This is a genomic window from Streptosporangium sandarakinum (assembly GCF_013409935.1).
In the GTDB taxonomy this organism is placed as follows: Bacteria; Actinomycetota; Actinomycetes; order Streptosporangiales; family Streptosporangiaceae; genus Streptosporangium; species Streptosporangium nondiastaticum.
This window is the reverse complement of record NZ_JACCCO010000001.1, coordinates 1543332-1555859: the sequence shown is the minus strand read 5'-3', so window position 1 is coordinate 1555859 and position 12528 is coordinate 1543332. Positions and strand designations below refer to the sequence as shown.

At 70.9% G+C, this 12528-nt stretch carries 11 protein-coding genes; 8 read left to right on the top strand and 3 right to left on the bottom strand.

All coding sequences use genetic code 11. The features are described 5' to 3' along the window. Nucleotides 1–35 precede the first annotated feature (35 nt). The gene (locus tag HDA43_RS06845; protein WP_179818860.1) at nucleotides 36–1532 is read right to left on the bottom strand and encodes a sodium:solute symporter family protein; all 1497 of its coding nucleotides are present in this window, start codon (nucleotides 1530–1532) and stop codon (nucleotides 36–38) included. Nucleotides 1533–1737: 205 nt separating this feature from the next. Here HDA43_RS06845 and HDA43_RS06840 point away from each other — a divergent pair, with 205 nt between their 5' ends. The 7 genes from HDA43_RS06840 (at nucleotide 1738) to HDA43_RS06810 (ending at nucleotide 9759) form a co-directional block, all read left to right on the top strand. Continuing rightward, a complete protein-coding gene (locus HDA43_RS06840; RefSeq protein WP_312873061.1) occupies nucleotides 1738–2997 on the top strand; it encodes a pectate lyase in 1260 nt (419 codons plus the stop codon). A 161-nt stretch (nucleotides 2998–3158) separates the two neighbouring features. After that, the gene (locus HDA43_RS06835) at nucleotides 3159–5699 is read left to right on the top strand and encodes an FtsK/SpoIIIE family DNA translocase (RefSeq protein WP_179818858.1); all 2541 of its coding nucleotides are present in this window, start codon (nucleotides 3159–3161) and stop codon (nucleotides 5697–5699) included. An 84-nt stretch (nucleotides 5700–5783) separates the two neighbouring features. After that, nucleotides 5784–6530 carry a helix-turn-helix domain-containing protein gene (locus tag HDA43_RS06830; protein WP_179818857.1) on the top strand — a complete coding sequence of 249 codons (747 nt, stop codon included), beginning with the start codon at nucleotides 5784–5786 and terminating at the stop codon, nucleotides 6528–6530. A 124-nt stretch (nucleotides 6531–6654) separates the two neighbouring features. Beyond that, the gene (gene rimO, locus HDA43_RS06825; RefSeq protein ID WP_179818856.1) at nucleotides 6655–8064 is read left to right on the top strand and encodes a 30S ribosomal protein S12 methylthiotransferase RimO; all 1410 of its coding nucleotides are present in this window, start codon (nucleotides 6655–6657) and stop codon (nucleotides 8062–8064) included. A 25-nt stretch (nucleotides 8065–8089) separates the two neighbouring features. Beyond that, on the top strand, nucleotides 8090–8695 hold the full coding sequence (gene pgsA / locus HDA43_RS06820; RefSeq protein ID WP_179818855.1) for a CDP-diacylglycerol--glycerol-3-phosphate 3-phosphatidyltransferase: 606 nt from the start codon (nucleotides 8090–8092) through the stop codon (nucleotides 8693–8695). Beyond that, nucleotides 8695–9195 (top strand): CinA family protein, encoded by a 501-nt coding sequence (locus HDA43_RS06815; RefSeq protein WP_179818854.1) that lies wholly within the window; start codon nucleotides 8695–8697, stop codon nucleotides 9193–9195. Before pgsA ends, HDA43_RS06815 begins: the two co-directional genes overlap by 1 nt. Nucleotides 9196–9399: 204 nt before the next feature. After that, entirely contained in the window at nucleotides 9400–9759 is a 360-nt protein-coding gene (locus tag HDA43_RS06810) for a helix-turn-helix domain-containing protein (protein ID WP_179818853.1), read from the top strand. Here HDA43_RS06810 and HDA43_RS06805 read toward each other — a convergent pair. Together HDA43_RS06805 and HDA43_RS06800 are read right to left on the bottom strand one after the other, a co-directional pair. Continuing rightward, nucleotides 9756–10547 (bottom strand): Fpg/Nei family DNA glycosylase, encoded by a 792-nt coding sequence (locus HDA43_RS06805; protein WP_179818852.1) that lies wholly within the window; start codon nucleotides 10545–10547, stop codon nucleotides 9756–9758. The genes HDA43_RS06810 and HDA43_RS06805 overlap by 4 nt on opposite strands. 9 nt (nucleotides 10548–10556) lie before the next feature. Beyond that, a complete protein-coding gene (locus tag HDA43_RS06800; RefSeq protein ID WP_179818851.1) occupies nucleotides 10557–11006 on the bottom strand; it encodes an RrF2 family transcriptional regulator in 450 nt (149 codons plus the stop codon). Nucleotides 11007–11306: 300 nt separating this feature from the next. Between HDA43_RS06800 and HDA43_RS06795 the strand changes: the two genes are divergently transcribed. After that, entirely contained in the window at nucleotides 11307–12485 is a 1179-nt protein-coding gene (locus tag HDA43_RS06795; RefSeq protein ID WP_179818850.1) for an ROK family transcriptional regulator, read from the top strand. Nucleotides 12486–12528 lie beyond the last annotated feature (43 nt).

The window sequence follows — 12528 nt, the reverse complement described above, 5'->3', positions numbered from 1 at the left end:
CTCCGGTACGGGTACGGCCCGCCCCGGCGCCGCGGTCAGACGCCCGCTCCGGCCCGCGCCGGCTCGGTGTCGTCGCCCAGGGAGTCCACCAGGGCGTCGCGGTCGGCCCGGTTCTCCGGCCTCAGCAACCCGGCCGCCACGTAGAGGACCAGCGACGTGGCCAGCGGCACCCCGACCACCATCGCGGTGTCCTTGGACTCCAGGATCCACTTGACGTACGCCCAGACGCCCAGGCCCGCCGCCCAGGAGACGATCGCGGCGGTGGGACCGCTCCGCTTGAACCAGGGGAGCATGCCCAGCATCAGCGGGATGGAGATCGGCCCCATCGTGGCCGCGACCAGGTCCACGACGATCTTCAGCACCACGCCCTCGCCCTGGGTCGCGATCGCGATCGTCATGCTCACCAGCACGAAGACGAACGTGGTCATCCGGGCGAAGGTCAGCTCGGCCCGCGCCGACAGGTCGCGCACCCTGCGGACGATCGCCGGGGCGATGTCCCTGGTGATCACGGAGGAGATCACGTTGGCGTCGGAGGCGACCATGGCCATGGTGTGCGAGAAGAAACCGGCGAGCACCAGGCCGATCACGCCCTGCGGCAGCAGGTTCTGGGCCAGTCGTACGTAGGCCTCCTCGGGGTCGGCCAGGCCCGGAACGATGAGGGGGGTCGCGAACATCGGGATGAACAGCACCAGCGGCCAGACGAGCCACAGCGCGCTGGACAGCAGCGCCGACCGCCTGGCCGCCGAGCCCGAGGGCGAGGCCATGTAGCGCTGGGCCAGGTTCCACATGCCGCCGTTGTACTCGAAGGTCTTGATGAACAGCAGGGCGAGGAAGAACGTCGTGGTGTACGGCCCGGCGAACGGGTCGCCGTGTCCCGGGGGCAGCCTGTCCCACATCGTCCACAGGGTCGCCACGCCGTCCAGGTGGCTCATGATCGCGACGAACATGGCGACGCCCGCGAAGCCCTGGATGACGAACTGCCCGAAGTCGGTCAGCACGTCGGCCCACAGGCCGCCGGCCGTGATGTAGACGAGGGTGACGACGCCGGTGATCGTGATGCCCCAGAAGATCGGCATCCCGGTGAAGCCCCGGAGCAGGATGGCGATCGCCACCCACTTGGCCGCGATGTCGACGACCTTCAGCAGCGCGCCGCTGTAGGCGAGCACCTGCTGGGTGGGCAGGTCGTAGCGGCGGGCGAGGTACTCCAGCGGTGAGACGACGCCGTGCCGGGACCTCAGCCGGTTCCACCGGGCCGCCCACAGGAAGGCGCCTATGCCGACGCCGATGCCGATCGTCAGCGCCCACCAGACGTACATGGCCAGGCCGTAGGTGTAGGCCACCGCGGCGAACGCCACGAACATGACCGCGCTGTAGCCCGACATGTGATGGGAGATGCCGGACAGCCACCGGGGGATCCGGCCTCCGGCGGTGAAGAAGTCGATCACGCTTCTGATCCGGCTCCTCGACCACACGCCGATGCCCACCATGACCAGGAAGTACGCGCCCAGAATGGACCAGTCGAGCGCGGACATGAAGTCTCCTCCCAACGCCTCGTTGATGAGGAGGTTCTATTACATGAAACATCATGTCAATACATAGGACGGAATGCGCTTTCCTTCGGTCCCGAAGGTCGGCCGGTTCCGGCTTTTCCATTTCACAGGAAGTAGTTCTATGTTGTGAAACAACCTTCGGCCCACCTGACGGGCTCAACGAGCCAGGCTCACAAGGGAGATGATCGTGTCGACGAAAAGCAGGCTCCGGGCTTGCGTCGTGGCGGGTGCCGCGGCGTTGCTCGCGGCCGGCGCGGTGGTGGGGTCGCAGCTCCCCGCCTCCGCCGCGCCGGCCTCCGGGTCCTACACGCTGGTGAACTCTTTCAGCGGACTCTGCCTCGACGTGACGGGCGCCTCGGCGTCCGACGGCGCGGTGCTGACCCAGTCCTCGTGCAACGGCGCCGCCAGCCAGACCTGGCGGCTCTCGTCCGCCTCCGGCGGCCAGAAGCTGGTCGCCTCGCACAGCGGCAAGTGCGCCGACATCCAGGGCGCCAGCACCTCGGCGGGCAAACCCGTCATTCAGCAGGCCTGTTCGGGAAGCGCTTTCCAGAGCTGGGACCTGACCGCCGGCGGCTCGAACTACCGGGTCGTCAACGCCGGCAGCACCAAGTGCCTCAACGCCGAGGGGAGCACGGTCAAGCAGAACTCCTGCGACTCGGCGGCGAGCAAGCAGTGGGCCCTCAAGTCCGCCGGCTCCGGCCCCGACCCATCCCCGACCCCCACGGTCACCCCCACCACCGGCCCGACGAACCCGCCGACCGGCTCCTGGCCCTCGCCGAACGGCCAGCAGGCCGTCGGCGCCACCATCAACGTCAGCGGTTCGATGGACGGCGGCATGAAGCGCTACTACGGCACCGGAGACCTCGGTGACGGCGGGCAGAGCGAGGGCCAGGACCCGATCTTCAAGCTGGCCGACGGCGCCACACTGCAGAACGTGATCCTCGGCGCGCCCGCGGCCGACGGCATCCACTGCACGGGCACCTGCACGCTCAAGAACGTCTGGTGGGAGGACGTCGGCGAGGACGCGGCCACCTTCAAGGGCACCTCCGCCTCCCAGACGATGATCATCGACGGCGGCGGCGCCAGGTCAGCCACCGACAAGGTCTTCCAGCACAACGGCCCGGGCACGATGTACATAAAGAACTTCCGGGTCGAGAACTTCGGCAAGCTCTACCGGTCCTGCGGCAACTGCTCCAAGCAGTACCAGCGCAACGTGGTCATCTCCAACGTGGTGGCGACGACCCCGGGCAAGGTGATCGCCGGCATCAACACCAACTACGGCGACACCGCCCGGTTCTCCTCGATCCGCATCGTCGACGACTCCAGCCGCAAGGTCGTGATCTGCGACAAGTACAAGGGCGTGACCAGCGGGGAGCCGAGCCACATCGGCAGCGGCGCCGACGGCGTGAACTGCCTCTACTCCTCCTCCGACATCTCCTACTCCTGATCCCCTCCGGGATCTCCCCGGCGCCGGGCGGAACGGTTCCACCGTCCGCCCGGCGCCTGCCGGTCTCCCCGGTCTCCGGTTTCTCCGGTCCTCCCGGCTTCTTCGGCCCTCCCCGGCGCGCCGCCGCGCGATCCGCCCCCGGGCTCGTTAGCCTCGCTACCATGGCCACCCGTACGTCCCGACCTTCAGGCAAGTCCCCGGCCAAGGGAGGCCCTGGCCGGGCGAGGTCCGCCCCCTCCCGTACGGCCCCCGCCAGGCGGGCGGCCGCCGCGCGGGCGAAGCCCGCCGCCCGCAGGTCCGCACCCTCGCAGCCCGACCCGATCAGCTGGGTCTTCATCATGTTCGGCAAGCTGCTCATGGGGATCTGGATGCTGCTAGCCGGGGCCGTCGGCAGCGCGGCGCGGGCCATGGGCCAGAACGCCCGTGAGCTCGATCCCGTCCACCGCCGCGACGGGCTCGGGCTGGCCGTCTTCTCCGGGGCGATCGTGCTGGCGGCGCTGATCTGGCGGGAGACCACCGGGACGTTCTCGGAGATCGTCAACGGCTTCATGCGCGGGGCGTTCGGCTCACTCGCCTGGCTGGCGCCGATCCTGGTGGCGCTGCTGGCCTGGCGGCTGCTGCGGCACCCGGACGAGAACGCCGACACCGGCCGGATGGGCATCGGCTGGTCCGCCCTCGTGGCCGGGCTGCTCGGCGTCGTGCACGTGGCGCACGGCACGCCGTACCCGTCCGGGGGCGGCGCCGACGGCATGGACAAGGTCGCCGCCGCGGGCGGCATGATCGGATTCATCGTCTCCGCGCCCCCGGCGAGCATCCTGCCCGCCTTCATCACCGTCCCGCTGCTGCTGATCCTGGCGGGCTTCGGCGTCCTGGTGATCACCGCCACCCCGGTGCACCGGGTCCCGGAACGGCTGACCGAGATCCGGCACATGCTCTTCAACCGGGAGCTCCCGGCCCGGACCCGCGAGCCGCGCAAACGCCCGGCGCGCAAGAAGCCCGGCGAGCGGTCCCGCGACGACCGCGAGGGCGGGGGCGAGGAGGGCCGGGAGGGGCCCGAGGGCGCCCGGCCGTACGACACGCCGCTGCTCACCGAGACGGGCGAGCGGACCGCCGAGCACTCACCGGAGATCGTGCCGGGGCTGGTGGAGGAGCCGCCCGCGCCCAGGCCCGCGCCGGTCGAGCCGCCCGCGCCGACCCCGGCGCCGCGCAAGGTCGAGCAGCTCGTGCTCTCCTCGCAGTCGGGCCCGTACACGCTGCCCGACACCCAGCTCCTGCGCTCCGGCAGCGCTCCGAAGCCGCAGACCAAGGCCAACACCGTCGTGGTCAACGCGCTGACCAGCGTCCTGGAGCAGTTCGCCATCGACGCCCAGGTGATCGGGTTCACCCGCGGCCCGACGGTGACGCGCTACGAGATCGAGCTGGGCCCGGCGGTCAAGGTCGAGAAGGTCACCGCGCTCACCAAGAACATCGCCTACGCGGTCAAGTCGGCCGACGTCCGCATCCTGAGCCCGATCCCCGGCAAGTCGGCGATCGGGGTGGAGATCCCCAACACCGACAAGGACCTCGTGTCGCTGGGCGACATCCTGCGCTCCCAGGTCGCCCAGGCCGACGAGCACCCCATGATCGTGGGCCTGGGCAAGGACGTGGAGGGCCGCACGATCGTGGCCAACCTCGCCAAGATGCCGCACCTGCTCATCGCGGGCGCCACCGGCGCCGGAAAGTCGGTCTGCGTCAACGGCCTCATCTCCTCGGTCCTGATGCGCGCCACGCCCGACGAGGTGCGGATGGTCCTGGTCGACCCCAAGCGGGTCGAGCTGAGCGTCTACGAGGGCATCCCGCACCTCATCACGCCGATCATCACCAACCCCAAGAAGGCCGCCGAGGCCCTGGAGTGGGTGGTGGGCGAGATGGACCGCCGCTACGACGACCTGGCCGCCAGCGGCTTCCGGCACGTCGACGACTTCAACAAGGCGGTGCGCGCGGGCAAGCTCGTGCCGCCGCCCGGCAGCGAGCGGGTCTACCAGCCCTACCCGTACCTGCTGGTGATCGTGGACGAGCTCGCCGACCTGATGATGGTCGCCCCGCGCGACGTCGAGGACTCCATCGTCCGCATCACCCAGCTCGCCCGCGCCGCCGGCATCCACCTGGTGATCGCCACCCAGCGGCCGTCGGTGGACGTCGTCACCGGCCTGATCAAGGCGAACGTGCCGTCCCGGCTGGCGTTCGCCACCTCCAGCCTGGCCGACAGCCGAGTCATCCTCGACCAGCCCGGCGCCGAGAAGCTGGTCGGCCAGGGTGACGCGCTGTTCCTGCCGATGGGCGCGAGCAAGCCCATGCGGCTGCAGAACGCCTTCGTCTCCGAGAAGGAGATCGTCGAGATCGTCGCGCACTGCAAGGCCCAGATGCAGGCCGAGTACCGCGAGGACGTCACCGCCGCCGCCACCGCCAAGAAGGAGATCGACGAGGACATCGGCGACGACCTCGAACTGCTGGTCCAGGCGGCCGAGCTGATCGTCACCACCCAGTTCGGCTCCACCTCCATGCTCCAGCGCAAGCTGCGGGTGGGCTTCGCCAAGGCGGGGCGGCTGATGGACCTGCTGGAGAGCCGCAACGTCGTCGGGCCGAGCGAGGGGTCGAAGGCGAGGGAGGTGCTGGTCAAACCCGACGACCTGCCGGGTCTCCTGGCCGACTTGAGAGGGTGATGACCCCCCCGGCGTACACAGTCCCCCTGATTACTGATTGAATAGGACTCACTACGCAACGTCGGGGGCTGGGGGGCGTGCGGCATGAGCATTGGCGGCAGTCTGGCAGAGGCACGCCAGGCGGCGGGCATGACCGTCGGGCAGTTGAGCGCGCGCACGCGCGTGCGCGAGGCACTGATCCACGCGATGGAACGCGACGACTTCTCGCACTGCGGGGGCGACTTCTACGCGCGGGGTCACATACGCAACATCTCCAAGGTCCTCGGGCTGGATCCCGAGGCCATGGTGCACGAGTACGACGAGCTGCACGGGGGCGTTCCGCTGCCGGTGCGGGCGGCCAGCGTCTTCCAGGCCGACAAGCCGATCAACATCCGGGAGCGCCGCTCACCCAACTGGACGATGGCCATGGGGGTGGCGCTGGCCATCCTCGTGGTGTTCGGCGTGGTGAAGATGATGGGCGGGGAGGAGACCCCGACCGCCGACATCCGCCCGGCCAAGAAGTCGGCCGCGCCGCACTCGGCGCACGCGCGGCCGCTGGCCGGCGGTCAGCGCCGGGCCGGTGCGGCGCTCGCCCCGAAGCAGGGCGAGGTGGTCCTCCAGATCACGGCGAGACGCCCGTCCTGGCTCGACGTCAAGGACTCGGCCGGGCGCCGGCTCTTCTCCGGCCGGATGACGGCCGGGCAGGCGTCCGTGTGGCGGGCGCAGAAGGCGCTGAAGGTCACCTTCGGTGATGCCGGGGCCTTCTCGGTCCGGATGAACGGCGTGGACCTCGGTGTCCCGGGCTCCGGGGGAGAGGTGCTCAAACACTCCTACAAGGCTTCCAAGTCCTGACCGTACGGGGGAGCCGGGTAAGACCGGGAGAGCCTTCCAGAGGGGCCGGAGAGGCCGGGAGGGGGAACCTGGGGGAGGGGGAGTGCGCCGATGGTGGCCAACTCCCGATACCGTAGTGTTCACCATGTCATCCCGCCGAACCGCATCGCTGATCACACTGGGTTGCGCGCGCAACGAGGTCGACTCCGAAGAGCTCGCGGCGCGCCTTGAGGCTGCCGGCTGGCAGGTGGGCGACGACGATCCGGACGTCATCGTCGTCAACACCTGCGGCTTCATCGACTCAGCGAAAAAGGACTCCATCGACACGCTGCTCGCCGCGGCCGACTCCGGCGCCAAAGTGGTCGCCGCGGGCTGCATGGCCGAGCGCTACGGCGACCAGCTCGCCGACGCGCTGCCCGAGGCGTCGGCCGTCATCTCCTTCGACGACTACTCCCAGATCGGCGCGCGGCTGGACGACGTGCTGGCCGACAGGCCACTCGTCCCGCACAGCCCGCGCGACCGCCGGACGCTGCTGCCGATCTCGCCGGTCGAGCGCGCCGCCGCCCCCAAATCCCACATCCCCGGCCACGGCGACCTGCCCGAGGGCCTGGCCCCGGCCAGCGGTCCCCGCCCGCTGCGCAAACGCCTCGGAGACGGCCCGGTGGCCTCGCTGAAGCTGGCCTCCGGCTGCGACCGGCGGTGCACCTTCTGCGCCATCCCCGCCTTCCGCGGCGCCTACGTGTCACGGAAGCCGGAGGAGATCCTCGCCGAGGCGGCCTGGCTGGCCGGCGAGGGCGTCAGGGAGCTCGTCCTGGTCAGCGAGAACTCCACCTCCTACGGCAAGGACCTCGGAGACCTGCGGGCCCTGGAGAGACTGCTGCCGGCCCTGGCCGCCGTCGAGGGGATCGACCGGGTGCGGGCCAGCTACCTCCAGCCCGCCGAGCTCCGCCCGGGCCTGCTGGAGACGATCTCCTCGACCGAGGGCGTGGCGCCCTACTTCGACCTGTCCTTCCAGCACGCCAGCGGCACGGTGCTGCGCAGGATGCGCCGCTTCGGAGACCCCCGGCGCTTCCTCGACCTGCTGGAGACCATCCGCGCGGGCGCCCCGGAGGCGGGCGTGCGGTCCAACTTCATCGTCGGCTTCCCCGGTGAGACCGAGGAGGAGTTCGGCGAGCTGGTCGACTTCCTGCAGGAGGCGCGGCTCGACGTCATCGGCGTCTTCGGCTACTCCGACGAGGAGGGCACCGAGGCGGCGTCCCTGCCCGGCAAGCTCGACCAGGAGGTCATCGACGCCAGGGTGGCCGCGCTCACCGAGCTGGCGGACGAGCTCATGGCCCAGCGGGCCGAAGAGCGCATCGGCACCGAGGTGGACGTCCTCATCGAGGAGGACCTCGGTGACGGCGGCTACGAGGGGCGGGCGGCCCACCAGGGGCCCGAGGTGGACGGCTCCGTCACGGTCCAGGGCATCGGCCTGGTGCCGGGGCAGATCGTGCGGGCCGTCGTCGTCGACTCCGAGGGGGTCGACCTGATCGCCCGAATCAAGGCCGCTCCGTGAGCGCGCCGCCCGGCCGGGAGAGCGTATGACCAACACGCCAGAGACCGGCACCGGATCGACCTCGGCGTCCATGGGTCCCAGGCCGAGCGCCTGGAACATCGCCAACGTCGTCACGGTGCTCCGTCTGGCGATGGTCCCGTTCTTCGTGGTGTGCCTCTTCCTGGAGGGGGACGGCTGGCGGATCACCGCGCTGGTGATCTTCCTGGTGGCCTCGCTCACCGACCTGCTGGACGGCGAGCTGGCCCGCCGCTACGGTCTGGTCACCGACTTCGGGAAGATCGCCGATCCGATCGCGGACAAGGCGCTGACCGGCGCCGCGCTGATCAGCCTGTCGGTCCTGGGCGAGCTTCCGTGGTGGGTCACCGTCGTGATCCTCGGCCGGGAGCTGGGCGTGACCCTCCTGCGGTTCGCGGTGATCCGGCACGGGGTCATCCCGGCCAGCTACGGCGGGAAGGTGAAGACCGTCCTGCAGATCGCCGCGATCGCCCTCTACATGTGGCCGGGCATGCCGGATGTGCTCCGCTGGGTCGTGATGGGCGCCGCGGTCGTGGTGACCGTGGCGACGGGGGTCGACTACGTCGTCCGCGCGGTGAAGCTGCGGCAGGTGGCGAAGCAGGCGAGGGAGGCCTGATGGGCCGCGTCCCGCCCGCCGCCGAGGTGCTGTCCCTGCTCGTCCGCCGGGGGGAGACGGTGGCGGTGGCCGAGTCGCTGACCGCGGGGATGATCGGTGCGGCCCTCACCGTCCCGGCCGGCGCGTCGGCCGCCTTCGCCGGCGGCGTCATCTCCTACGCCACCGAGCTCAAACACCGTCTCCTGGGCGTCCCCGCCGACCTGCTGGCGCGGGAGGGGGCGGTCCACCCGGACGTCGCCGCGGCCATGGCGGACGGCGTCCGCCGGCTCACCGGCGCCTCCTACGGCCTGGCCTCGACCGGGGTGGCCGGACCCGACCCGCAGGACGGAAAACCGGTCGGTACCGTGCATTTGGCCGTTAGCGGTTCGGATGGGCGGGTATGGCAGGAAGATCTGAACCTCGCCGGAACGCGTGACGAGATCCGGCGGTCGACGGTGATCGAGGCAGTGGACCTTCTGCGGAGAGTTCTGGAGACGAGCGTGAGGGAACATTCCGGGTGATTACCGCGTTACGTCCCCAGCGAACATGCTCACCGTGGTCTGCCGTCGCATCGGTGGATGCGGGTACGGTGGAACTGTGAGTGATGTAAAGGTCAAGCGATGATGACGGCGAGGAGTATGTACCAAGGGTCGCGCACGAACGGGCGGCACGAACCGATCGCGCGGGGGGTCGCCCAGACTCCCGCGCTGGGGAGGGAGCGACAGATGGTCCTGCTGCGTCAGCTGCTCGGTGACGTGCTGCGGCGACTGCGGGTGCGGCAGAGTCGCACCCTGCGTGAGGTTTCCACGTTGGCCCGTGTCTCCCTCGGATATCTCTCCGAGGTGGAGCGTGGCCAGAAGGAGGCGTCCTCGGAGCTGCTCGCGTCGATCTGCGGCGCCCTCGGTGTGCCGCTGTCGCAGGTGCTCCGCGAGGTCTCCGACCAGTTCGCCCTGGCCGAGCTCCAGCACGCCCCGGTGCTCGCCGGCGACGTTCCCGAGCGGGAGCGCCTGCCGATCGCCGAGACCGTGCCCGGGTCTCTTTCCGAGGATGTTTTCCCCGAGGTCAACGACATGGTCGCCGCCTAGCCGGTCGGTCCTCCCGGCTGGCAGTGACGGCACCAGAAGATCAGCCGTTCCTGCGGCTGTGCCCCCATCTCGCCACGACTGATCCGATGCCCGCAGCGCAGGCATGACCTTCCTGCCCTGCCGTACACCCACATGTCCCGTCCCGGGCGTGGGTCGCCCGTCGTCGCCCTGGTCGCCCGGTCTCGGTTGGCGTGCAGCAGCCGCCGCGCGAGCGCGGCGATCCCCTCCACATCTTCGATCTCACCCACCGGCCGCCACGGCGAGACCCCCGCGAGGAAGAGCGTCTCGGCCCGGTAGACGGTGCCGACCCCCGCGAGGTTGCGCTGGTCGAGCAGCGCCTCGCCGATGGTCGCCCGGGGATCGCGCGCGAGCCGCCGCGCGGCCTCCGCCACATCCCAGTCGGGCCCCAGCGGGTCGGGGCCCAGATGCCCGACCAGCCGATGCTCCTCGGCGGTCGCCACCAGGTCCACCATGCCGAGCCGTACCCCCGCCGCCTGCCACTCGGTGTTCGCCAGCACGAGGCGGACCACGTCACCCGGGGGGACGCGCCGTCCGGCGGGCGATATCTGCCAGCTCCCCTCCATCCGCAGGTGGGTGTGGACGGTGAGGTCCCCCTCCACCCGGGTGAGCAGGTGCTTGCCGCGCGAGACGGTCTCAAGGACCCGCCTGCCGGTCAGATCGGCGGTGGCGTACCGCGGGACGCGGAAGTCGGACCTGACCAGGACCCGGCCGTCGAGCGCCCGGCCCAGCCGCCTCGCGGTGCGGTAGACGACGTCGCCCTCGGGCATGGGGCCGGCTCAGTCCCAGGCGGAGGGGTCGGCGGCGAGGGTCATGACGCGCTCGGGGAGCATGCCGGTGGCCACGCTGTCGAGCGTGACCTCCTCCAGGATGGCCCGCTCGCTGGCGCGCAGCGCGATCCAGACCTTCTGCAGCGACTCGGCGGGGCCGCGGTAGCCGACGTGCTCGGGCCGCTCGCCCCGGACGTTGGCCAGCGGGCCGTCCACCGCGCGGATCACGTCGGCCAGGGTGATCTCCCGCGCCGGGCGGGCCAGCACGTAGCCGCCCTCGGGGCCGCGCTGGCCGCGGACCAGGCCGGCCCGGCGCATCTGCAGCAGGATGTTCTCCAGATACTTCGGCGGCATGTCCTGCTCCTTGGCCAGCTCGCCCACCGTGGTCGGTCCGTCACCGGCGGCGGCGAGTTCGGCGGCGGCACGAAGGGCATAGTCGACACGAGCAGATAGGCGCATGTAGTCGATTATCCCGCCTGCTATTGACTGCTTAGGCGCCAGGGATCGGAAGAGCCGAACATGTCGCCTCTGCGGCCGGCGCCCGGCTCGTCCGGTGAGGGCGCCCGTGACCCTCCGTGACGGACCGCGCCTGGAGCGTCGTGGGGGAGGGGCGCCCCGGCGGAAACCAGCGGAGGTACGGCGGGAACCCGTGGCGGTCCCCGCGCGGCTAAGCTGTCAGGAACCTTTATTGACTAATGCGAACGCTTCTCGCCTGAATGCAAAAAGCGACGGGGAAACGGCGGACAAGAGAGCATGCGTATGGAGCGACGTCCTGGCGTTCCCAGGCTTCTGCGGGAGATCAACGACCGGGCCGCCCTGGAGCTCCTGCTCGACTCCGGTCCCCTGACCCGGGGGCAGATCGGTGAGCTGACCGGGCTTTCCAAGGTGACGGCGTCCCAGACGCTGGCCCGGCTCGAAGAGCGCGGCCTGGTCGAGGTGACCGGGGAGCAGGCGGGAGGAAGAGGGCCGAATGCCGCCCTTTATGGGGTTATTCCGTCTTCCGCCTATGTCGCGGGCCTGGCCGTCGGGCCGGAATTCGTCACCACCGCCGTCGCCGATATCAGCGGCGATATCGTGGCCGAGGTGACCGTCGCCCCGGACGGGCACGACGACCCGGTCGCCCTCGTGCACAACGCGATCGTCAAGGCGTGCCGGTCCGCCAAGGTCGCCCTGGCCAGGCTGCGGGCGGTCGTGATCGGCACTCCCGGCGTCGTCGATCCCCGCACCGGGGACATCCGGTTCTCCTTCGACCTGCCGGGCTGGCGCGAGGGCATCCACGAGCGGCTCGCCCGCGACCTGCGCCGCGACGTCAGGATAGAGAACGACGTGAACCTGGTGGCCGTCGCCGAGCGCGCCCTGGGCGCGGCGCGGCGGGCCGACGACTTCGTGCTGCTCTGGGTGGACCGCGGCATCGGCCTCGGCGTCGTCCTCGGCGGCCGGCTGCACCGCGGCCGTTCCGGCAGCGCCGGGGAGATCGGTTACCTGCCGGTGCCGGGTGTGCCGCTCGCCGAGGACGTGCGGGAGGTCCCCGGGCGCATGCCGTCCCTCGCCGGAGGGCTTCAGTCGCTGGTCACCGACGAGGCGGTGACCGAACTGGCCCGGACGTACGGCTTCGCCGGGCGCGGCGCGGCCGAGTGCGTGGCGGCGGCCGTCGAGGCGGGGGAGCGCGGCCGGCCGCTGCTGGACGAGATCGCCCGGCGGCTGGCGCTGGGCGTGGCGTCGGTGTGCGTGGTGCTGGACCCCGGGCTCGTGGTGCTCGCCGGCGAGGTCAGCCGGGCGGGCGGCGGTGAGCTGACCTTCAGGATCGAGGAGGCCGTGGCCCGGATGTGCCCGGTGCGTCCCCGGGTGGTGTCCGGTGAGGTCGAGGGCGACCCGGTGCTGCGCGGCGCCGTGCTGGCGGCGCTGGAGCAGGCGCGCGAGGAACTCTTCGCGTCCTGAGCCGTCCGCGCCGCCCGGGCATCCGTACGGCCGCGCCGTTCCC

Excerpts from the sequence above, each read along its gene's own strand:
- HDA43_RS06845 (WP_179818860.1), bottom strand. The coding sequence starts at position 1,532 with ATGTCCGCGCTCGACTGGTCCATTCTGGGCGCGTACTTCCTGGTCATG.
- HDA43_RS06835 (WP_179818858.1), top strand. The coding sequence starts at position 3,159 with ATGGCCACCCGTACGTCCCGACCTTCAGGCAAGTCCCCGGCCAAGGGA.
- HDA43_RS06830 (WP_179818857.1), top strand. The coding sequence starts at position 5,784 with ATGAGCATTGGCGGCAGTCTGGCAGAGGCACGCCAGGCGGCGGGCATG.
- rimO (WP_179818856.1), top strand. The coding sequence starts at position 6,655 with ATGTCATCCCGCCGAACCGCATCGCTGATCACACTGGGTTGCGCGCGC.
- pgsA (WP_179818855.1), top strand. The coding sequence starts at position 8,090 with ATGACCAACACGCCAGAGACCGGCACCGGATCGACCTCGGCGTCCATG.
- HDA43_RS06815 (WP_179818854.1), top strand. The coding sequence starts at position 8,695 with ATGGGCCGCGTCCCGCCCGCCGCCGAGGTGCTGTCCCTGCTCGTCCGC.
- HDA43_RS06810 (WP_179818853.1), top strand. The coding sequence starts at position 9,400 with ATGGTCCTGCTGCGTCAGCTGCTCGGTGACGTGCTGCGGCGACTGCGG.
- HDA43_RS06805 (WP_179818852.1), bottom strand. The coding sequence starts at position 10,547 with ATGCCCGAGGGCGACGTCGTCTACCGCACCGCGAGGCGGCTGGGCCGG.
- HDA43_RS06800 (WP_179818851.1), bottom strand. The coding sequence starts at position 11,006 with ATGCGCCTATCTGCTCGTGTCGACTATGCCCTTCGTGCCGCCGCCGAA.
- HDA43_RS06795 (WP_179818850.1), top strand. The coding sequence starts at position 11,307 with ATGGAGCGACGTCCTGGCGTTCCCAGGCTTCTGCGGGAGATCAACGAC.